Origin of the sequence: Metabacillus hrfriensis (assembly GCF_030127205.1) — a bacterium.
Taxonomy (GTDB): Bacteria; Bacillota; Bacilli; order Bacillales; family Bacillaceae; genus Bacillus_P; species Bacillus_P dongyingensis.
Genome location: NZ_CP126116.1, coordinates 1,148,499 through 1,171,401 on the forward strand (window position 1 = coordinate 1,148,499; position 22,903 = coordinate 1,171,401).

The 22,903-nt window shown below is 40.2% G+C and carries 17 protein-coding genes; 11 read left to right on the plus strand and 6 right to left on the minus strand.

Annotated elements, in window-relative coordinates; genetic code table 11:
- Positions 1–28: 28 nt before the first annotated feature.
- Together QLQ22_RS05675 and QLQ22_RS05680 are read left to right on the plus strand one after the other, a co-directional pair.
- Positions 29–892 carry a helix-turn-helix transcriptional regulator gene (locus QLQ22_RS05675; protein WP_284016194.1) on the plus strand — a complete coding sequence of 288 codons (864 nt, stop codon included), beginning with the start codon at positions 29–31 and terminating at the stop codon, positions 890–892.
- A gap of 63 nt (positions 893–955) precedes the next feature.
- Positions 956–1,276, plus strand: coding sequence for a 2Fe-2S iron-sulfur cluster-binding protein (locus QLQ22_RS05680; RefSeq protein ID WP_223440305.1), 321 nt, complete (start codon positions 956–958; stop codon positions 1,274–1,276).
- 56 nt (positions 1,277–1,332) lie between these two features.
- Here the strand turns inward: QLQ22_RS05680 and QLQ22_RS05685 are convergent, their stop codons facing one another.
- Both QLQ22_RS05685 and QLQ22_RS05690 read right to left on the minus strand, forming a co-directional pair.
- Positions 1,333–2,724, minus strand: a complete 1,392-nt coding sequence (locus QLQ22_RS05685; RefSeq protein ID WP_284016195.1) for an amino acid permease — start codon at positions 2,722–2,724, stop codon at positions 1,333–1,335.
- Positions 2,725–2,968: 244 nt separating this feature from the next.
- The gene (locus QLQ22_RS05690) at positions 2,969–4,738 is read right to left on the minus strand and encodes a glycoside hydrolase family 13 protein (protein WP_223440308.1); all 1,770 of its coding nucleotides are present in this window, start codon (positions 4,736–4,738) and stop codon (positions 2,969–2,971) included.
- Between the two features lie 404 nt (positions 4,739–5,142).
- Here QLQ22_RS05690 and QLQ22_RS05695 point away from each other — a divergent pair, with 404 nt between their 5' ends.
- The 5 genes from QLQ22_RS05695 to QLQ22_RS05715 all read left to right on the plus strand — a co-directional run bounded on the left by QLQ22_RS05695 (position 5,143) and on the right by QLQ22_RS05715 (position 11,670).
- Complete coding sequence (locus tag QLQ22_RS05695) at positions 5,143–6,447, plus strand: sugar ABC transporter substrate-binding protein (protein WP_284016196.1); 1,305 nt, start codon at positions 5,143–5,145, stop codon at positions 6,445–6,447.
- Between the two features lie 219 nt (positions 6,448–6,666).
- Entirely contained in the window at positions 6,667–7,968 is a 1,302-nt protein-coding gene (locus QLQ22_RS05700; RefSeq protein WP_223440310.1) for a carbohydrate ABC transporter permease, read from the plus strand.
- A complete protein-coding gene (locus QLQ22_RS05705; protein ID WP_223443203.1) occupies positions 7,968–8,804 on the plus strand; it encodes a sugar ABC transporter permease in 837 nt (278 codons plus the stop codon). The genes QLQ22_RS05700 and QLQ22_RS05705 overlap by 1 nt, the downstream gene beginning before the upstream one ends.
- Before the next feature lie 122 nt (positions 8,805–8,926).
- The gene (locus QLQ22_RS05710; protein ID WP_284016197.1) at positions 8,927–10,462 is read left to right on the plus strand and encodes an alpha-amylase family glycosyl hydrolase; all 1,536 of its coding nucleotides are present in this window, start codon (positions 8,927–8,929) and stop codon (positions 10,460–10,462) included.
- A gap of 161 nt (positions 10,463–10,623) precedes the next feature.
- On the plus strand, positions 10,624–11,670 hold the full coding sequence (locus QLQ22_RS05715; RefSeq protein WP_223443206.1) for a LacI family DNA-binding transcriptional regulator: 1,047 nt from the start codon (positions 10,624–10,626) through the stop codon (positions 11,668–11,670).
- Between the two features lie 315 nt (positions 11,671–11,985).
- Here QLQ22_RS05715 and QLQ22_RS05720 read toward each other — a convergent pair whose 3' ends face one another.
- Complete coding sequence (locus QLQ22_RS05720; protein WP_284016199.1) at positions 11,986–14,370, minus strand: penicillin acylase family protein; 2,385 nt, start codon at positions 14,368–14,370, stop codon at positions 11,986–11,988.
- A gap of 174 nt (positions 14,371–14,544) precedes the next feature.
- On the opposite strand from QLQ22_RS05720, the gene QLQ22_RS05725 reads away from it, so the two are divergent.
- From QLQ22_RS05725 to QLQ22_RS05740, 4 genes are all read left to right on the plus strand, one after another.
- On the plus strand, positions 14,545–15,480 hold the full coding sequence (locus tag QLQ22_RS05725; protein ID WP_284016200.1) for a nucleoside hydrolase: 936 nt from the start codon (positions 14,545–14,547) through the stop codon (positions 15,478–15,480).
- 144 nt (positions 15,481–15,624) lie between these two features.
- A complete protein-coding gene (locus QLQ22_RS05730) occupies positions 15,625–19,851 on the plus strand; it encodes a tetratricopeptide repeat protein (protein ID WP_284016201.1) in 4,227 nt (1,408 codons plus the stop codon).
- A 2-nt stretch (positions 19,852–19,853) separates the two neighbouring features.
- Positions 19,854–20,009: a hypothetical protein gene (locus QLQ22_RS05735; RefSeq protein ID WP_223440318.1), complete on the plus strand. Its 156-nt coding sequence runs from the start codon at positions 19,854–19,856 to the stop codon at positions 20,007–20,009.
- A 255-nt stretch (positions 20,010–20,264) separates the two neighbouring features.
- Complete coding sequence (locus QLQ22_RS05740) at positions 20,265–21,203, plus strand: manganese-dependent inorganic pyrophosphatase (protein WP_223440319.1); 939 nt, start codon at positions 20,265–20,267, stop codon at positions 21,201–21,203.
- 93 nt (positions 21,204–21,296) lie between these two features.
- On the opposite strand, the gene QLQ22_RS05745 is transcribed toward QLQ22_RS05740, so the two are convergent.
- The 3 genes from QLQ22_RS05745 to QLQ22_RS05755 all read right to left on the minus strand — a co-directional run bounded on the left by QLQ22_RS05745 (position 21,297) and on the right by QLQ22_RS05755 (position 22,791).
- Positions 21,297–21,431 (minus strand): YjcZ family sporulation protein, encoded by a 135-nt coding sequence (locus QLQ22_RS05745; RefSeq protein ID WP_223440320.1) that lies wholly within the window; start codon positions 21,429–21,431, stop codon positions 21,297–21,299.
- A 162-nt stretch (positions 21,432–21,593) separates the two neighbouring features.
- Positions 21,594–21,779, minus strand: coding sequence for a hypothetical protein (locus QLQ22_RS05750; RefSeq protein WP_223440321.1), 186 nt, complete (start codon positions 21,777–21,779; stop codon positions 21,594–21,596).
- Positions 21,780–21,921: 142 nt separating this feature from the next.
- Positions 21,922–22,791 carry an SDR family oxidoreductase gene (locus QLQ22_RS05755; protein WP_252208206.1) on the minus strand — a complete coding sequence of 290 codons (870 nt, stop codon included), beginning with the start codon at positions 22,789–22,791 and terminating at the stop codon, positions 21,922–21,924.
- Positions 22,792–22,903 lie beyond the last annotated feature (112 nt).

A 22,903-nucleotide genomic window follows, 5' to 3' on the forward strand; every position in this document is an offset into this window, starting at 1 on the left:
AATACGACCTGACAAAAGGGAGAACAGCATGACTTACATTGGTTTTGATATTCCGCCGTTTCCTACTTTTATTACAGGAGGAGATGCCATATTTAAAAAAGGAACGAAACACTTTAAACGAGTTTTTACCGTTTTTGATATGCTTTATGTTCAGTCAGGAGAGCTTTATATAACTGAAAATGAACAGCCATTTATAATAAAAGAGGGACAATATCTTATATTGATACCGGGGTTTGAGCATTATGGCCATAAAGCCTGCAGGGAGGATACTAGAGTTTACTGGACTCATTTCAAAATGGAGGGCCCATTTTCTCTTTATGATAAAGGAAATGAAAACTGGGCAGAGGTGCAAACCGTCGACGGGGATTTCGTGGAACCATCTAAATTTCATTTTAAGATTCCTGCTTTTGGGGAATGCATACATATAGACTTTGTAGAAAAGCTGTTTGATAATTTGGTCAGCATGAATCATCAGACCCCTGATTATCCTTTAAGACAGCAGATCTACTTTGAAGAATTGATTCTTCATTTGCAAAAGGAGTCTCTGCAAATACCGAGTGCTGCCGAAAAAGTAGTGGAGGAAACTCTAAGGTTTCTAAGAAAGAATTATATGGAAGAGATCAAAATGGAGGATTTTGCGAGAGAGCTGCATTTTCATCCGGATTACATCACCCGGTGCATGCAGAAAACGATGGGGCTGACGCCAATTCAATACTTGACCCACTACCGGATGGAGCAGGCTAAGCGGCTGCTGTCGACTGCGGATCACAAAATTTCATCGATTGCAAAAGAAGTGGGAATCCCTGACGCTGCTTATTTCACTAAAATATTCAAACGTCTTGAAGGTGTATCCCCGCTTGAGTACCGCAAAATTGTTTCAAGAAAGAAATGAAATTTTGATTAAATTGCCGGATAATAGGTGAGGATGGTACTACTTTAAAATGGAGGAGATACAATGCCGACAATACATGTTCCTGGGAAAGGCTCGTTTGAGACAGAAATGGGAAGAAAGCTCGTTTTAGCCCTTGAGGATAACGGAATTGACATTCTTCACCGCTGCGGCGGGAAAGCAAAATGCACATCCTGCCGAGTCGAAATTCTTGACGGTGATTTTGAGGATTTAACGAATGTAGAAAAAAACGCCTTTGCAGAAAAAGGCGTTGAAGACCATTTGCGTTTATCGTGTCAAATCCGTGTAAATGGCGATGTAACCTGCAGGCCGATTATGACCGTTGAAAGCAGAGGCATTGATGCCGGGCCGCGTCCCGAAGAGTGATTGATTGGATAGAAAGAAGGCAGGCTGATTAACAGCCTGCCTTCTTTCCTGAACAGTTAACTAATTTTATGATCGGCATATGTTTTATCGTTTTTCTTGTGATACCCTTTGCCGTAATAAATCCCTACAAGAAGCAGGATCCATGCAGGTCCTACAATTAAGGCAATTCTCGTATCAGGGAAAAATGCCATAAGCCCAACCACCAATACAAGAAATGCAAGTGAAAGGTATGAGGTGAAAGGATATAGCGGCAGTTTGTATTTTAACTTCTTCGATTCACCTGGTTTCAGTGATTTACGGAACTTCAGCTGAGAAAGCAGAATCATTGACCATGTCCAAATTGCACCGAATGTTGAGATGCTTGTTACATACATAAATACCTTCTCAGGAACAAGATAGTTTAATACAACACCAATCAGTAATGCTCCTCCAGTTGCCATAATAGCAAAACCAGGAACGCCGCCTTTTGTGAGTTTTTCAAAAGATTTTGGAGCTTCGCCCTGTTCAGCTAGATTAAACAGCATCCGTCCAGTACTGAAGATTCCTCCATTACAAGATGATAATGCAGCAGTTAAAACAACGAAGTTAATAATGCCTGCTGCTGCAGGTATCCCGATTTTTTCAAAGGTTAAAACGAATGGACTTCCCTGTGTTCCAATTTGATCCCAAGGATAAATGGACATAATAACAAACAGTGCGCCTACGTAGAAAATGAGAATTCTCCAAAAAACAGTATCGATTGCTTTTGTTAACGTTTTTTCTGGATTTTTTACTTCTCCTGCAGTAACTCCAATGAGTTCAATGCCAAGATAAGCAAACATAACCATTTGGAGGGACATCAGGACACCTGTAAAGCCGTTAGGGAAGAATCCTCCATTTTCCCATAAGTTGCTGATGCCTGTCGCGACACCGCCGTTACCGAATCCGAACAAAATCATTCCAAATCCAACAATGATCATAAAAATGATTGCGACTATTTTAATCATAGCAAACCAGAATTCGAGTTCACCGAAAAACTTTACAGCCAGAAAATTGACCGTTGTCATAATGGCAAGAGCAGCCAGAGCCCAGATCCATCTTGGCACATCAGGATACCAGAATTCCATATAGATGCCGACAGCAGTGATTTCAGCCATACATGTAATCACCCATAAGAACCAGTAGTTCCACCCGGTAATGTATCCTGCGAGCGGTCCCAGATAGTTCCTTGCATATCTGCTGAATGAACCAGCTACAGGATTATGCACGGCCATCTCGCCTAGTGCTCTCATAATAAAGAACATGATCATTCCGCTAAATGCATACGCAAGCAGAATCCCTGGGCCTGCCATTTGAATCGCCTTTGCAGAACCGTAAAACAGACCTACTCCGATAGCAGCTCCCAAAGACATTAGTGAGATATGTCTTGGTTCAAGACCACGCTGAAGTTCTTGGTTGTGTTCACTCATTTTTTAATCCTCCTATTGTTAAAACTGCAGATGAATGTGAACGCTTTCAAAAGTTATTGAAAAAATAAAACATAATGGTTATTGAAAAGCATTACTCCATAAAGCTGATGAATGATAAAATCATAGCAAAAGAATCGATGAAAATCAAATATATTAATATAGTAAAATCTGCTTAATAAAGTCTAGTAATTCTATAGGGAAAGAAAAACTGGTAAAAATCATGATGATTCTTACCAGTTATCCATTAATCTTCAATTAAGAAAAATGCCATTTCGTAAGGCTGAACGTCAACAGTCAGTTTCTTTGCATGCGCGGCATATTCTTTGCCTGTCATTAAGTCGATTAATTTTTTATCCTTTAAATCAAAAGGAAGAGCTGCTGTTAACTCTGTTTCAGAATTATTAAGGACTGAAATCATTTTTTGCGCTTCGTTTTGTTTCGTGAAAATGACATGATTGGTTTCATCGTTTGCTTCAATAAATGTAATATCTCCGCCGTTTCCGAATACAGGATATTGCTTGCGGAGGCCAATCAGTTTTTTCACATAATTGAAAAGCTCACGATCCTGCTTCTCCTCATCCCAGATCATGCATTTGCGGCAGCCCGGATCCTGTTCTCCGTCCATGCCGATTTCGTCACCGTAATAAATACAAGGAGAGCCGATAAAGCTTAATTGATAGGCAAAAAGCAGCTTAAGTTTCGCTTTGGAGTGCTTTGCTGTATTTAAGATGCGCGGAGTATCATGGCTGCCAAGTAAATTGAAAGCTACTTCATTGACGTTTTTCGGATAAGAGTGAAGCACGCTTTCCATAATATTTACGAATTCCTGAGCCCGTACTTTATCATTGGCAATAAAATTCATTGTGCCCGTAGTAAACGGATAATTCATTACAGCATCAAACTGATCGCCTAAGAGCCAGGGCATCGAATCGTGCCAGATTTCTCCTAAGATATAAACATCTTCTTTTTCAGCGCGTACCGCCTGTCTGAATTCTCGCCAGAACTGATGATCCACTTCATTTGCAACATCAAGTCTCCAGCCGTCAATGTCAAATTCGCGAACCCAGTAACGGCCAACCTCAAGCAAGTATTCCTTCACTTCAGGATGTTCAGTATTCAGTTTGGGCATGCTCTCTACAAAAGCAAATGCATCATAGTTTAATGTATGATCTTCATTTTTCAGCGGGAACTGATGAATATGGAACCAATCCTTATACTTGGAATCCTTTCCATGTTCGAGCACGTCCTGAAATTGAGGGAAGTAATAGCCGCTGTGATTGAAAACCGCATCAAGCATAATTTTAATTCCGTTATCATGACATGTTTGAACAAGTCGTTTGAACGTCTCTTTATCTCCAAATTGGGGATCGAGCTCCATGTAGTCGATTGTGTCATATTTATGATTGGAGTACGCTTTAAAAACAGGTGTGAAATAAAGGCCGCTTACGCCCAATTCTTTCAGATAACCGATATTTTTGATAACGCCTTCAAAGTCTCCGCCAAAGAAATTGCCGCTCGTCGGCTCCGTGCTGCCCCAGTCTAATGTCTCTTCTGGATTAATAGAAGGATCTCCATTTGCAAATCTTTCGGGGAATATTTGATACCAGACTGTATCCTTTACCCATTCTGGTGCTTTAAAGACATCAGCCTTGTTCAAAAAAGGAAACGCAAAATAGGGAGCAGTGTCATCTGTTGTTATTTCATTCATAAACCCTTTTTCTGTATAAATGAGCTTTTCTTCTCCGGAAGAGAGCTGAAATCCGTACCGCAGCCGGCGGTATTCGGGCTGAACAGCTGCAAACCAGTAATCAAACAGCTCGTCCGAACCGCTTTTATGCATCGTATCCAGTTTGAATTGCCAGCCTTTTTCGCTCCATTCATATGGATCGCCATGAATCAGACTGACAGCGTCAGCGTCATTCTTTTTTGTGCGGAGTCTGAGATGCATTGTTTTTTCATCATAAGCATAAGCAAACTGATTTTTAGGGCGGTGGTAGATGGCTTCTTTTAACAAGATGTTCACTCTCTTTTCTTTATAAATATGATGGATTAAGGCGAATTCAGCAGAGACACGCAAAAATAGAAAACATGACTTTCATCCTATTCTATTGATTACCTGCATTAGCCAAAATTTAGAATATGTACCCATTATAAAACATTGGGAAAACGTTTGCATATATTTAGAAAAAAATATTGACTTTTAATTCTGGCAATCTTAAAATAAAAATTAGTTAGTAGGGAAAACGTTTGCACAACTGATTGCAGACTGTGCTCACAAGTTGATTTCAGTTTTTTTTTGAGAATGATAGGAAGCGTTTTCACTATTGGACTATGAGACTTTGGTTTCAGTTGTGCGCATTGCCTTCGGGCACTAAGTGCAATGAAATAGATTACAACAAAATAAAAGGTGGGGAAATTATGAGAAAGATTTTATCTTTATCTCTCATTGCTTTGTTGATGTTTGTTATGGTTGCATGCAGCAAGCCTAGCAGCCAAGAGCCGGCAAAAACAGAAGGCGGCGACAAAGAGGGCGGCAAAAAGACAGAAGAAAAAGTAGATTTAACACCTGAAGAAGGGGCAGAATTAGTCCTTTGGGATAACGCGGATTCAGAAGCTGAATGGGCATCTTATGTAGCAGAAGAATTCACAAAGAAATACGATATCCCTGTTGAAGTACAAGAAGTAAACCACGTTGACGCTGCTGGAAAGCTTGAAGTTGACGGACCTGCTGGCCTTGGTGCTGACGTATTCCACGCACCTCATGACCACGTAGGAAACATGGTTAAAGCTGGTCTTATTTATGAAAACGTTTTAGCAGATGAGTACAAAGAAAGCTTCCTGCCTGCTGCAATCAGCGGTACTTCTTACACTGAAGAAGGCGGCGAATCTACTCTTTACGGATTCCCGATGGCAATTGAAACTTATGCACTTTACTACAACAAAGATTTAGTAGACAAGCCTGCAGAAACTTTTGACGAAATTTTCGATCAATCTAAAGGCTTTGCTGGAGACGGCAAATACGGCTTCATGATGGAGCCTGCAAACTTCTACTTTGCACATGCATTCTTCGCTGGATATGGCGGATACATCTTCGGAAACGAAAACACAGATGCATCTGATCTTGGGATTAACAATGAAGGCGCTGTTGCTTCAGGTGAATTCATGCAGCGCATGAATAAAGAACTTCTTCCATTGAAAAAAGAAGATATTACTGGTGACTTAATCAGTTCTTTCTTTAACGATAATAAATTGATGTACCGCATCTCAGGTCCATGGGATATTAAAAACCATGAAGAAGCAGGCATCAACTTCGGTATTGCTCCGCTTCCTAAATTAGACAACGGCGAAACTCCAAAAAGTTTCTCTGGAATCAAAGCTTACTATGTAAACTCTTACTCTAAATATCCAAAAGCTGCTACTTTGTTAGCACAATTCGCTACAAGCAAAGACATGCTTGAAAAACGCTTTGAAATGACAGGACAGCTTCCTCCTCAAACGGAATTAATTGAAAGCGAAGCTATCCAAAACAACGAAATCGCTTCAGCATTCTTAGAGCAGGCTGAATCAGCACTGCCAATGCCTAACATTCCTGAAATGCAATCTGTATGGGGTCCAATGGAGACAGCTTACACAACAATGTGGAATGATGGCACAGAACCTAAAAAGGCACTTGACGCAGCACTTCAGCAAATTGAAGATGCTATCTCTTCACAAACGAAGTAATAGTCAGTTTGAGCCGATACCTATGGTATTGGCTCAAATTTTATACATTAACCTTTATTGGCAGGCAGCAGCCTCTACCTCTATGCGTATGGGATGCATGGAAAAGAGGTGCAGGCTAACTGCCCGTAAATGGGGACAGCAAAGGGACAATGGGGTAAAAAACAAAATCAATTTTCTCAAATGACACTACTTTCAAACAACGTGAGGAGGCCTGACATAATGCGCGGACCAGCTAGAATAGGTGCATTACTATCATTTTTATTAATGGGGCTTGGACAAATCTACCACCGTCAATATCTTAAAGGAATTTTATTTATTCTTTTAGAAGTTTACCTTCTGGTATTCTGGTCTTTGCCTTTCAGATATGCAATGTGGGGCTTAACAACACTTGGCGACACCCCGCAATCAAGAAATGGATTTACAGTCGTACAAGGTGATCACTCCATTTTCTTAATGATCGAAGGAATTATTTTCTTAATATCCTTCCTGCTTTTCTTATGGGTTTACTACTTAAACATTCGTGATGCATATAAAGTAGGAAAAATGCGCGAGCGCGGCATTAAGCCAAACACAGCAAAAGAAACACTTACTAATGTATGGGAAAACGGTTTTCCTTACATCCTTTTAACACCATCGATTCTATTTACAATGTTTTTAACAATTCTTCCTCTGTTATTTGGAGTCATGATCGCATTCACAAACTATTCCGGTCCAAATCATCTGCCGCCAAAGGCTTTGGTTGACTGGGTAGGATTTGATACTTTCTTAAACCTTTTCCAATTAAAAACATGGAGCACAACGTTCTACGGAGTTTTTGGCTGGACGGTTGTATGGGCGATTTTATCAACAGCGACTACATTCTTCCTGGGGTTGATCTTTGCTGTACTGATCAATCATAAAGGCATTAAGCTCAAGCGCTTATGGCGCAGCATCTATATTCTGCCATGGGCTATTCCTCAATTTGTCAGTATTTTAATCATGAGAAATATCTTCAACGGTGAATTTGGACCGCTGAATCAATATTTAAAAGCACTTGGACTTGAGGCTATTCCATGGCTGTCTGATCCGATGTGGGCAAAAGTAACGCTTGTAACAGTTAACATGTGGTTTGGATTCCCGTTCTGGATGGTTCTTATGAGCGGTGTTATGACTACGATTGATAAAGAAATGTTTGAAGCGGCAGATGTTGACGGGGCAACGCCTTGGAGCAAGTTCTGGAAGATTACAATGCCGATCGTTATGTTCTCAACAGCTCCGCTCCTAATCATGAGCTTTGCAGGCAACTTCAATAACTTCAACATTATTTACCTATTAACTCAAGGTAATCCTGTTAACGTGAATTACAGCTATGCCGGATCAACGGATATCCTTATCAGCTGGATTTACAAAATGACGCTTGAACAAAGTCAATTTGCTACCGCTTCTGTTGTATCGATCTTGATCTTTATCGTAGTAGCAACTCTTTCTATCTGGAATTTCAGAAAAACAAAAGCATTTAAGGAAGAGGATATGATGTCATGATGAATAAAAAATTAACTGATAAACTCGTCGTTGGCTTTATATACGCCATTTTAATCATAACAGCGATTCTTGTTCTTTATCCTGTTTATTTCATCCTGATCGGATCATTAAATCCAGGAGATTCATTGTTTGCAACTAAACTGATTCCTGAAGCATTAACTCTTGATCACTATCGTTATTTGTTTGAAGAAACAAAATATCTGACATGGTATCAAAATACGTTCAAAATTGCCTTTTTTAACATGCTGATTTCAACATTCCTTGTAGTAACTGCAGCATATGCTTTTTCGCGCTTCCGTTTTCCGGGCCGCAAACAGGGATTGATGGCGATGCTTGTTCTGCAAATGTTCCCGAGCTTCATGGGGATGATTGCGATTTACATTTTACTTCTTCAAATCGGCTTATTAGACAATCACTGGGGCCTTATCTTAGTGTATGCAGGCGGATCGATTCCTTTTGGAGCATGGCTTGTAAAAGGGTACTTTGACGGCCTTCCAAGAAGTTTGGAAGAAGCAGCTAAAATGGACGGTGCCAGTCATACTACGATTTTCTTTAAAATTATGATGCCATTGTCAAAACCTATCTTAGTATTTATTGCTGTTAATAACTTTATCGGACCTTGGATGGACTTCATTTTTGCCCGTCTGATTCTCCGTTCAAACGAGAACAAAACACTTGCAGTTGGTCTATTTGAATTCGTTACAGGCAGAACGAGCACTCAATTTACTACTTTTGCAGCAGGAGCGGTTTTAGTAGCTGTTCCAATAACGATTCTGTTCTTGATCTTCCAAAAGTACATTGTTGAAGGATTGACAGCCGGAGCGAATAAAGGGTAAAATTCGGAAATCGATTTCATATTGAAATAAAAGACATAGTTTAATAGTCTTATACGTAAAGCTGTCTGGAATCCGCACTAATGGAGACGGGGCAGCTATTACGCAGTAAGGGGGGCTGAGGGATGTATAAACGTATATTTCAAGTACTGATCATCCCTTTTTTCCTTCTCTCAGGTTTTTCAGTAAACACTGTTCGGGCACAAGAGAAGGAAGAACGATCGTGGCAAGATGAAAGTATGTATTTTATTATGATTGACCGTTTCAATAATGGAGATACAAGCAACGATTTTGAAGCAAATCCTAAAAATCCGAAGGCATATCATGGCGGTGATCTCCAGGGAATTATCGATAAACTGGATTACATTCAGGAAATGGGGTTCACATCTATTTGGCTGACTCCGGTCTTTGATAATGAAGAAGGCGGATATCACGGATATTGGATTCGTGATTTTAAAAACGTTGATGAGAACTTCGGAACACTTGATGATTTTAAGACGCTTGTAAAAGAAGCGCATAAACGAGATTTGAAGGTCATGCTTGATTTTGTCGTCAATCATACTGGCTATAAGCATCCATGGCTGAATGATCCGGAAAAGAATGACTGGTTCCATGAAAAAAAGGACATTGCCAACTGGCAAAATCAAGAGGAAGTAGAAAATGGCTGGCTGTTTGGATTGCCTGATTTAAACACAGAAAATCCTGAAACGAAAGCCTATTTAATGGATGCTGCCAAATGGTGGATTACCGAGACAGACATCGACGGATATCGCCTGGATACTGTTCGTCATGTACCAAAAGCCTTTTGGGAGGAATTTTCAAAAGAAGTAAAATCAGTAAAGAAAGATTTCTTTCTGATGGGCGAGGTATGGGATAAAGATCCGCGCTACGTAGCGGGTTATACGGAATCAGGACTAGATTCTGTGGTTGATTATCCTTTTTATGAAGATGCTTCCAATGTGTTTTCAAAAGCAGGAGGCTCAACAGGCATGCTTGCCAACGTGTTTAAGCGCAATCAAGTTCTTTATAAGGATCCTTATCTATTAGGAAATTTTATTGATAATCATGATAATGAACGATTTACAAGGAAAGCTATTACAAATAATCAAAATCCGGTTACCCGGCTGAAAATGGCATTGACGTACATGTATGCTGCACCTGGTATGCCGATTGTGTATTATGGGACAGAGATTGCGATGGATGGCGGCAATGATCCGGACAATCGCCGGATGATGAACTTCCGTGCCAATGATGATCTCATCAAGTATGTGTCAAAGCTTGGGAAAATCCGCTCTGAATTTCCATCTTTAAGACGCGGTGACCTGGATGTTTTATATGATGAAAAAGGAATGACCATTCTTAAAAGATCCTATAAGAACGAGGTAACTGTTATTGCCCTAAATAACTCCGCTGAATCAAGAAATGCTATTGTCCCTGCAAAAGCTCTTGATGAAAATAAAGAATTGCTCGGGTTGCTCACAGGCGATATAACGGAAGAAAAGAATGGAGAGTATGAATTTATTCTCGACCGTGAAACTGCTGAGATCTTTGAGGTTGGGGAAAAAACAGGCCCAAACTTTCCGCTGATCAGTGTATTCGTGGCAGTTCCAGCAGTATTTGCGGGATTCTTATATATGAACAGAAGAAAGAAGCAAGCATAATGCAAGTGTTCCAAAGGGAATGATCTAAGTCCCTTTGGTTATAAAGTCTTTAAACTGAATGCGTTTACAAAATTGGCTATTTTAATAAAATATGTTAAATTAGACTTTTCAATTTGGAGAAAAAACGGCTCCAAACAAGTTGAAAGTAAGAGAGGGATGGGATTGTGGCAACAATAAAAGATGTCGCAAGGTTAGCAAATGTAGCTCCATCAACTGTTTCGAGAGTGATTGCTAATAACCCGCGTATAAGTGAGAAAACAAAAGAAAGAGTAAGAGAAGCAATGACTGAGCTTGGATATCATCCTAATTTCATTGCCAGAAGTCTTGCAAATCAATCAACTCAGGCAATTGGAATTGTGATTCCAGGTTCTGCTGACAAAGCGTTTTTAAATCCCTTCTTCCCAGAAGTCATTCGCGGCATCAGTAAAGGAGCCCACCAGAAACATTATGCCCTGCATATGTCCACTGGTGAAACCGATGCAGAAATTATGGAAGGTGTCGTGCAGATGGTTGAAGGAAAACGGGTCGACGGCATTGTTCTCTTATATTCACAAGTAGATGATAAACTGACTAAATATCTTCTTTTGAAAAATTTCCCGTTTGTAATCGTTGGAAAACCATTTAAGGACGTTGAGTTAATCACACACGTAGACAACGATAATTACCGGGCTGCAAAAGAAGTAACAGAACATCTGATAGAACTTGGACACGAACGAGTTGCATTTATTGGCGGTAATCTCAAGCTGGTGGTAACCGTTGAACGCCTTTTAGGCTATGAAAAGGCCATACGCAATGCAGGTTTGGAATACCGCGATGACTATATTGTACATGCTCAATTTCTTAAAGAAGGCGGACAGGCTGCGGTTCAGGAATTGTTTAAATTGAATGAGCCGCCAACTGCACTTGTCGTAGCCGATGATCTGATGGCACTCGGAGTGCTGAACATGCTTGATGACATGGGCATCAATGTTCCTAATGATGTCTCTGTTGTATCGTTTAATAACGTAATGCTGTCAGAAGTTTCAAGACCGCCGCTTACGACTGTGGATATTAACATTTTTCAATTAGGCTATGAAGCTGCCAAGCATGTGATCCAGCTGGTTGAAGATCCACTGGACCCGATAAAACGGATTATCATTCCTCATAAATTGATGAAGCGTCAATCCTGTATAGAATATCACTCAAAGAAAAAACTGCACCAGGAATAATGGTTAGAGGCTGCCCGGAAAATTTCAGGCGGCTTTTTTCTTTTATCGGATGACGGGAACTAATTTCAATCATTCCCAAACTGCATTTAGTTGGAAGTGAATTTTTATTAGCGGAAATGTTGAATTATTTAGCCAAAGACGGTAATTTTTTATCCAAGCCCTCATTTATTAACATTTTGTATCATTAATATGGAACATTTCGCAGGAAATGAAGTAAATTCGTCAGCCGCAGCCGACAAAAAAATCTTCAAAGCTAACATCCTGAATAAAAACAGACAGCATGCAAAGGCATGATGTCTGTTCTTATCATTCCGGTCATTTCTCCGGCAATAATGTCAATTTCTCTCCCGCATGCTCAGGCTGTATATCCGTCACATGATAAGTACCGTTTACCCAATCCTGAAGCTGATCCTGATACCAGCTGCTTCTGACATGACCTGACTGGCCCGGTCCGACAATGTGATGTCCTTTGGCGAGGTCTGCTGCATCAATGACAAACCTCCAAGAAGCGCCGTGGTCCACAATTCCCTCTTCATTGTAATTTGCTGCGCCCACCGTAATTTGGCTGCCGCCGACAGGCACTGGTTTCTCATGATTAAACAGCCATTTTAAAACTGGGGAGGCATTTGAGAGAGGGTGTCCGAAATAAAGCTGATGATAGTCACCCCATTTCCATGCCTTAGGGTTATCCCCGTATTCTTCTTTAAGAGAAACTACCACATTCTCAAAAGAAGTGAGCAATACTTGATCAAGGCCGCCCTTATCTGAGAACCACTCAGATTCATCGCCGTTAAATGCACGTCTAAGGAGTTCATCAACGATTCCCTGTTTTCCTTCAAATAAGTCATCCATTTCTTTTGGTACAGCATCCTTAAAAAGGGTGAGCGGAATTTCTTTCATCAGCAAGTGAAAGAGAAGAGGAGCTGCCAAGTCTTTATCATCTGTCATATTCCATTTTGAAAGCAAATTCACAGAAGCTTTTTCGGCCTTATTCAGATCACCCGCTCTAATCCTTTCAAGAATAAAAGGCAAAAATTCTTCGGCATATAAATTCCGCTGATCCATCTGCAGTTTTTTCATATCATTTAAAGTGAACTTTTCTTCTTTCTCTAAAACCTCTTTTATCCTCATATACCGATAAGGCTGGGCCCAATGATGACTGAGATGGTAAGGATAAGAATCATCAATCACCTTATTGTTTGCCGTAGCAACAAACCCTTCTTCGGGATTGACCGAACGGGGAAGCTCGTCATAGGGGATGAATCCTTCCCATTCATATTCATCTGTCCAGCCCGGTACAGGAATCATGCCGTCTCCTTTTTTCCTGATTGGAATTTTCCCGTTGGCTTTATAGGCAATCGTTCCGTCTGCCCCGGCAAAAACAAAATTTTGCGTTGGAACGTGAAAATCTTCAAGTGCCTGTTCGAATTCGTTCCAATCTTTAGCTTTGTTCATTGAGAGCACTGCCTGGAATTCTGTTGACGGCATAAGGGCTGTCCATTTCATTGAGAGTGCTGTATTCTGTTTTTTATCAAATGCAAATTCAGACATAATCGGACCGTGTCTTGTTTCAATAACCTCATATTCAAGTGTCTTTTCATCCTTAACCGCAATTGGCTCTTTAAACACTTTCGCATCTTCCCATTTGTTGTTATATAAAAATTGGTGCGGATTAACCGGATTTCGTTTTTCAATATATAAATCCTGTACATCTGGTCCTGTATTTGTCACCCCCCAGGCAATATGATCATTGTGTCCAAGAATAATTCCCGGGACCCCGGCAAAGACAACGCCGCTGACATTCATGCTGTCACTTTGCAGATGCATCTGATACCAAATCGACGGTGTGGCGAGTGAAAGATGGGGATCATCTGCAAGCAGCGGCTTTCCGCTTTCGCTTTTCTCACCGCTTACAACCCAGTTGTTGCTTCCGTTAAATTCAGGTGGAATAACGGCACTTGCAAAACTTTTTTCCAAGTTCATATCCACTTCCTCATAAGCGGACAGAATTTCAGGTGCATCCTTTGGATAGGACGGGAATAAGTCATATGCTTTCTCTTTTGAAAATGTACCTAAAGCCCAGTAGCGAAACGCCTGCCCGGACCAGTGACCGCCTAAATCAAAAGCCATGTATTTGCCGATTGTAAGTGAATCGATTGGTGTCCATTCTGCCGGCTCATATTTCAGCAGTTTAAATTCAAGAGGCAGCGTACCTTCTGCTTTTGCTTCTTTCATAAAAGCATTTACACCGTCTGCAAACCACTGCATAGCATCTCTGGAGGATTGATCATACTCAGGATATGAAGCTTCAGCTGCCCTTCTTAAGCCCAGCGTTCTGAAAAACTTGTCCTTATCAATAGTGTCCGTGCCTACCACTTCACTCAGCATTCCTGATGCCTGTCTCCTGCTTAAATCCATCTGGAAGAGGCGATCCTGAGCCTGTACATATCCCTGCGCGATGTATAAATCCTTTTCAGATTGCGCGGTAATATGCGGAACTCCATTTTTATCCCTGGTTACTTCAACTGCATTGGTCATTCCGCTTACAATTACTTCTCCCTTTAGTTGGGGAAGACTTTTCTCAATGAAAAGGTTTACAAAAATAAATGCACTTATTAATAGAAAGAGAAGTGCACCAAGTCCAATCCATAAACTCCTTCGCCGCTTAGGTTCAAATCTTCGTTCAGCCTTTGCTTCCATGATTCTCACACTCCAAATATCAGTTAAGTGAATATATTACACTCTGTTCGTGAAAATCCTGTATGCTAAAAAAATTTTGAACTAATCCTCTTTTTTCGGAGGAAAACGTATCATTCAATCTTTTTTAAATCCATATATATAACCAACTGACAATAGAAAATAGGTGGATTCATAATGAAAAAGATTTTACTGTTTGCAGATCCCGGCATTGATGATTCTTTAGCCATTATCTATGCTTTATTAAGCCCCGAGATTGAGCTATTAGGCATTGTTACAAGTTATGGAAATGTAACGAAACAGCAGGCAACAGAAAACGCAGCATATCTGCTTAAGCTCGCAGGAAGAGAAGACATTCCAGTGGTAGAGGGGGCGACCTTTCCTTTGAGCGGCGAGGTTTCGGTCTATTATCCTGAAATACATGGAGAAGAAGGACTGGGCCCGATTAGACCTCCAAAGGGATTGAATGTAGTTGTGAGGGATTTTAGTTATATTTTCGATATCATTAAACAAAACAAAGATATCACCATAGTTGATACCGGCAGAACTACCTCTCTGTCTAATGCATTTAATTTAAAACTTGAATTGATGAAAGAAATCAATGAAATCTATTTAATGGGAGGTGCTTTTTTTGTACCGGGAAATGTAACCCCTCTTGCAGAAGCAAATTTTTATGGAGATCCAATAGCTGTTAATGTTGTCTTAGACTATGCAAACGAAGTCTATATCACACCTTTAAACGTCACCAACCGAGCTATTGTTACAAGAGAAATTGCTAATTATATTTATTCAATAGCCTCAAATCCTTTCAAAGAGCTTATTCCGTCCATAACAAACTATTATGCAGATGCTTATGCTAAACTGAGGCCTGGAGGGAGAGGGGCCTCTATTCATGACGTGTTTACGCTTTACTATATGCTGAATAAAGACAAGATTTATTCTGTTACTAAAGATGTGGAGGTATCTGTCTTAGAAACGGCAAGAGGACTCAGCTATGCTGATTTTCGCACTAATCAGATGCAGCCAGGTGCAAGGCATACCATTGCCCTTAATTTTCAGTATCAGGACTTCCTGGCTGATTTTATTAAAGTTATGTCTTCACCGCTTAGGTAAGCAAATTGTATGCTCTGATAACCTGCATATTGTACTTGGTGTGCAGGTTTTTTTATTAGAAAAAAACGGCTTACAAACTATATAAAACAAAGTATATTTAAAGAGAAGAAATTTACATTCTGAATAATCTGGCGAGGGGTAAAAATGAAGATATCATACATAGAAGAAATGCTGAAAAAACATGACTATTCTGCTGCAATCCGTCACTTTTTAGAAGGATACAGGGAAGTCGCGGAGGAGAAAAAGCTTACGCGTTTCCGCGGTTTCATCCGGTCATTCCTGGATGAAAGCCAACTAAAATACTTGCTTCAAGTTTTAGATGCATCATTAATGGACCAACTTAGCGGTATCATTATAAGAGACAGTTACCGCAGATTAAAATCTCCTCAAACGGCTCTATGGTATTGCGAGCAGCTGATTGATGAGAACAAGCTGATTGAGGCAGAAGAACTTTTAAAGGAATTAGAAGAGCAGGAACTACCCGATGAACTGAGGGAAAAGCTTTATTTTACAATGGCAAGTGCACTTATTGGGATGCGGCGATTAAAGGCTGCCGAGGCTTATCTGAAGAAGTGCGAATCAGCAGCCGATGATCCGATGGATACACGCTGGGCGTACTTTTATTTGCAGACCGGAGAATGGGACAAGGCTGTTTCATACTTAGAAGCAGGTACAAAAGATAAAAAAGATGGTGTGATCGCTTATTTGCTGCTTGTTCAGCATTATGCCATTCAAGGCGAAGCCGGAAAGTCACAGACTCTATTGGAAGAAGGACTATTACTTTATCCAGCCTATCCAAAACTGATCCTTGAAAAAATTAGACTTAGCTATAAACAGAAGCGCTGGACGGAGATGGAGAAAGCAATCTCAGACTTAAATCAGCTGGCTCCTTTTCATGAATATAAAAGAATGGCAGAGTATTACACGGCTGATTCCTTATATGACCAGAAAGAATTTGAGAAACTTCAAGCATTTTTGGCAGAGCATAGTGAATTTAAAAAAGAATCCCATTATAAAAATTTTACTGGCCGAACGGACGATGCTGCTAAAATGCTGAACTTTAAGCCGGTTGTACAAAAATATAATTATTGTGTCCCGGCATGTGCCGAAATGATTTTCAGCATGTACAGCAAATCATATAAACAGGATGAAATCGCAGACTTTGTTTATTCAGTTTCAGGTTCAAAACTCTCCAAAATGATCGAGTATTTTGAAGAAAAAGAGTTTGCAGGCAAATACTTTTTTGGAAATCCCGACGTTTTCAAAACCCTGATTGACCAAAATACGGCTGTTATGATTAATATCGACTTTCCAACGACATCCCATGTTCAATTTCTTGCGGGCTACGATGACAATTTACAAGTCTTCCACGTTCAGGATCCTAATCTCAGAGACACACATGAAGTGATGTATGAGGACCTTGAACGGGAGTATGGGAACAACGGAGCCTTGTCATTAGCTATTCTTCCTGAAAATGAAACTGCAAAATTGGAGGTTTTGTCTGACAATGAACACGAATTAGCAATCAAACTCTTTTCATTGACCGAGATCTCTCACGGGCAGCTGAGTGATTCTGAACAATCCTTTTTAAAAGAAAATCTTCACAATATGGCTGTCTCTGCCTATATCATTAAATATCTTCCTGATTTAGTAGCAGAAGAGATTTTGGATGCAGCGGCAAAGCATGTTTTTGAGCATTCGAAGGAGTCAGAATACCGCAGCCTCTCTGCAGCCATGGCGTATTTCAGCGTAAAAAACAATGACCGCGCAGTGGAATACTTGGAACAAATTCCTTTTAGGCATAACCTTGCTGCTTATTGGTATGCAAAAGGCAGATTATGCTATAACAAGGATGACTATGACAGTGCTTTTACGGCATTTACTGAAGCCTTGAAATTTGAACCGGATGACCATATTCTTTGGGGCTATCTTGCTCTGACTGAACTAAATAGAGACCGTGTAAAGGAAGCTTTGAGATATTCGGAGATTGCGATGGATATTAATGAGGAAGATGGGTTTTCACAAATCAACCATGGAATTATTCTAATGGATATGAACGAGCATGAAAAAGCGAGAAACCTCTTCCACACTTTCTTGAAAAGAGAAAAGCAGGACGGGTATGTATGGTTTCAGCGGGCGTTGTGCGATAAAGAATTAGGCAGATACCATCTTGCAAGGAGAGGATTTCAGACTGCTATTGCACTGGAGCCGGAAACACCGCTTGGATATAAAGAGCTTGCAGGGCTTTATGAATTTGTATATGAGGATGTTCCTGCAGCGAAAGAGATACTTGAGCAGGGGATTAAAGCTGCTGAAGATAAACAGATGCTGATCCATGAAGCGGGAGATTTATTTGAGCGTGCCGGAGAATTTGATCAAGCAAGGCGATTCTATCAACAGGCAGCTGAGCTGAACCCGAAAGATGTGTATGCTCGTATTTCCCTTGCAGCTCTTTATAAAGAGGAAGGTAAAACAGATCAATTTTTCAAGACCATTCACCTTGATTTTGAACAATTTCAAAAGGACAGTGAATTTCTAATCAATGCCGGAAAGCTTATGTTTGCTGCTAGTGTTGAAATGGAAGAAAAGGATTCATATATGGACCTGGCACTTTCTTATGTAGAAAAAGGAGTTTTATATGCAGATGCAAATATAGGGGAAGCCGTTGAGATTTATGTTGATCTGGTGTCTGAAACGCCATATTCACGCCGAGGGGTGGAGTTTTTAGAAAGCTTGAAAGAAGGAAAAAAAGACGAATTTTTTCTTATCAGCTATATCGGCTGTTTATATGAGTCTCAGGGTCTTTTGGATAAAGCAAAGCAGTATTTAAAGCAGGCTATTTCCTTAAATAATGATGATGTTCTTCCTTTTTACCGGCTTGGGGAGATCGCCTTAAATCAAGAAAATTTTGATGAGGCAGAAAAACAGTACAAACGGGTGCTCGCGCTTGATCCTGCACATGAGCAGGCGTTGCTGGATCTCGCTTCCATAGCAAATGCCAGAGAGGACAGGGAAGCAGAAAAAGAATACCTGATGTCTGCATTTAAACTCGATCCATATTGCATTTCTGCAGAAGCAGTACTTGGAGTACTGGAGTCTGAGCAGGAAGTTGAAGCGTTTAAAGCTCTTCTGATGAGCGTGAAAGTTGAGAAAGCTTTCCTCTATGATACTCTTGCCCATATACACGGAAAGCTTGGAAATCTGAAAGAAGAGGAAGAAAACTTGATTAAAGCGTTTGAACTTGCGCCATCCCAATTCCAGATCCTGCATCATCAAGTCAAACTCTGGATAAAGCAGGGCAAAACGAAACAAGCAAAATCCCAGCTTCACACGCTGCTTATGGAAAACAAAGAGAATAAAATTCTTTACGATACATGGATTGAATTGATGCTGAGCACAAAGTCCATGCATAAAATTGAGACTGAAATTAAAAAAATGAAGCTTTCCAATGAAGAGAAAAGCGTAGTCTTTATGAATGCAGCAGCTGCATACGAACGTCAAATGCAATCCATTCGTGATGCCTGCGAAGAAATGGAAGAACAAAAAGGATGGCTGAAGCGGTTCACGAATTTTTCAAAGATGAGTCTGAAATTCGGTATGGTAATTGGACTATATGAAGAGGCGATGAAGCATGACCGTGAAAATGTAACAGCCGTTATGTGGTACGTCGATTTTCATTTAGAGGCAGGATTAGCAGAGGATGCCATTAAAATTCTGGAACAGTGGCTCCGCTACCAGTGGGAGCCTGATGTTGCCTCCAGGCTTGCTGTTCTTTATGTAAATGAATTTGAAAATGTTCCAGAGAAAAAAGCAGTTAAGTATTTGTCAGGAGCATGCAGCCTAATTGAAACGCTGCTTGAAGAAAACGAGGATCCAGACTATCTCATTTTGCTTGGAATGGCTTTACTTGAACTTGGCGAATATGAAGAATCAGAAAAAGCTCTCATGCGTGCATTAGAAATTGAGCCTGCTGTGGAAAAAGGATACTTTCACCTGGCTAGAGTCTATGAAGCTATAGATAAATACAGCAAAGCAGAAGAGGCAATCCGGCAAGCAATCGCTGTAAATCCAGACGATCATGACAACTATAATCAGCTCGGCCTGATTTATAGACATCAAAATAAACTAAAACCGGCACTAGAAGCAGTTGAGAAAGCTATTTCAATGGAGCCGGAGGATTTAATCAATTTATATAACAGGGCTTGTTATCTTTCAGCTTTGGGCAGATACAAAGAATCTGGCGAGCAGCTTGAATCTCTATACGAGCTTGATGAAACATTTATTTTCACTGAGATGGCAGAGGAAGACGAAGATTTAGAACCGTTGAAGGAAGCGGGATATTTTCCAATGAATCCGCTTCTGAAGAGATAATAATGAATGAGATGGACATTGTCGGCGAAGGCTCTACAGCCATTATATATTCTTATGGAAAAGATAAGGCTGTGAAGATTTATAGAGTTCATTCACCTGATATTCACTGTGAATTTCAAGTGAACAGCTACTTGAATCAGCATTCCGGAAGCTTATGAGCTTGTGGCTTTTGGAACTGCCTTTAGCTGCAGCCAGACTTTCAGTGCCAACTCCGCAACATGAAATGCAACAGCTGCCTGTAATCATAAGACCACACTTGAAAAAGTAAGCAAAACGGTTAATAATAAAGTGTATCTTCAAATAAACTTAAAAAAATAGACAGTAAACGGCACAATTTTCTGTTAAAATAAGAAAATATACGCCCTTTGATGCGGCAAAAAATCTATAGTATTTACAGCAAAGGAGTTTTTTAGATGGAAAAAGTTTTAATCTTTGGTCATAAAAATCCCGATACAGATACAATTTGCTCTGCAATTGCGTATGCTGATCTTAAAACAAAACTAGGATTAAATGCTGAACCGGTGCGCTTAGGTGAAATCAACGGTGAAACTCAATTCGCATTAAATGCATTTGGAATCGAAACTCCCCGCCTTGTAGAAACGGTGGCAAATGAAGTAAGCGGGGTTATTTTAGTTGATCATAACGAGCGTCAGCAAAGTGTAAGTGACATTGATGATGTCCGAGTACTTGAAGTTATTGACCATCATCGCATTGCCAATTTTGAGACAAGCGATCCATTGTACTATCGTGCAGAGCCAGTTGGCTGCACAGCTACCATTTTAAACAAAATGTACAAAGAAAATGGCGTAAGCATTTCTAAAGAAATTGCTGGATTGATGCTTTCTGCCATTATTTCAGATTCTTTATTATTTAAATCTCCTACATGTACAGAGCAAGATATTGCAGCAGCCCGCGAATTAGCGGAAATTGCAGGCGTTGATCCGGAGGTCTACGGCCTTGATATGCTTAAAGCAGGTGCAGACTTAAGCGACAAAACAGTAGCTGAGCTGATTTCACTTGATGCTAAGGAATTTTCTATGGGTAACTATAAAGTAGAAATAGCGCAAGTAAACGCTGTAGATCCAAACGATGTATTAATTCATAAAGAAGAAATTGAAGCATTGATTTCTGCTGTTATCGCTGAAAAAGAATTGGATTTATTCATCTTCGTTGTAACAGACATTTTAATTAATGATTCCGTAGCATTGGCTCTTGGACGCGAAACACGTGCTGTAGAACAGGCATATGATGTAAAGCTTGTGGATAACACAGCTGTTTTAAAAGGTGTCGTTTCCCGCAAAAAACAAATCGTGCCAGTCATTACAGACATTTTAACAAGTACACAAGTTTAATATGAAAACGCATGGATTCTAATCAATTCATGCGTTTTTTCTATATGAAAAATCAGAAACGGCTTACCTATAAGGCAAGCCGTTCATTTGTTATTAGCAGCAGCCGTGGCCGCCGTAGTCAGCTCCGCCGACAAAAGAAGCACCGATGATGATCAATAAAATAAACAATACGATAATTAACGCGAAACCGTTGTTGTAGCCGCCGCCGCAATTTCCATCTTTACTCATTAAAAATTCCTCCTAATTTTAAATCGAGATGATGAGCATTTTCATGACTCAAAGTTAAGGTATGCCAGATAAAGAATTATGTTAGCCTATTTATGGTTTAGTCAAAAGCTTCAATATGTATAAAAAAAGACCGGCAATCCAATTGCCGGCCAAAAAACATGACTACTTATTAAATAAGCTTTTAACGCCGTGAAAGATTAGAACAAAAGAAAAAACTAAAATTGCTAAAACGCCCACGACAGTTGTGAAAGGCTCAATGCTTGCCAAGAATGTACCTGCTAACGGCATTTCAACTAAAGCAAAGCCGGCAAGAATAGCAGCTAAGAATAAGAAGATTAATCGATCCATGATTTTCCCCCCTTCCTAGTACATTATATGTAAACGCTTCCAAAAAAGTATTAGTCATTCACACATTTTATAGAGGGGGAAAATAAAATTTCAAACAAAAAAACGCCTGAATCTTCAAACTCAGGCGTTCCTGAAACTAGGTTTATCCGTTAATGATTTTTCCGCCATTTACGTGAATCATCTGACCCGTTATATAAGTAGAATCGTTGCTGGCAAGGAAAACGTAGCTTGGAGCAAGTTCATCAGGCTGGCCGGGACGCCCCATAGGAGTGTCAGCCCCAAATTCCGAAACTTTTTTTGCATCAAAGGTAGATGGAATGAGAGGGGTCCAAATTGGGCCAGGGGCCACTCCGTTTACCCTTATACCTTTTTTTACAAGGGACATGGAAAGAGATCTTGTAAATGTTGTAATTGCACCTTTCGTTGATGAATAATCAATCAGCTGCTCATTGCCCGCATATGCTGTAATGGAGGACGTATTGATTATACTGCTTCCTTTTTTCAGATGAGGAAGTGCTGCTTTCACCATATAAAAAAAGGAGAAGATATTCGTTTTGAACGTCCGTTCGAGCTGTTCTTTTGATATCTCTTCAATTCCTGCCTGAGGATGCTGCTCTGCGGCATTATTTACAAGGATATCGAGTTTTCCAAGCTGATTGATGGTTTCTGAAACAATTTGTCCGCAAAAAGATTCTTCGCCTATATCTCCCGGCATAAGAATACATCTTCGGCCTTCTTGTTCAATAAGCCGTTTCGTTTCATTTGCATCCTCATGCTCGTCTAAGTAAGAAATGACGACATCTGCGCCCTCCTTTGCGTAATGGACTGCAACTGCCCGTCCAATTCCTGAATCTCCTCCTGTAATAATAGCCACTTTATCAAGCAGCTTCTCACTGCCCTTATATTGAAGTGCATCAAATTCAGGCAGAGGGTTCATTAAGTTCTCATGTCCCGGCTGTACATCCTGATGCTGTGCTGGCATTGTTTTTTTGCTTTGATTATCTTGACTCATCCAAATCCCTCCATGGTTTAATCATGATTAGTATGGTGAAAAGTATGTTGAATATGTAGCTGTTCTTTAGAATATATTCCCTGAATAAATGAGATGAAACGTAAAAATTCCC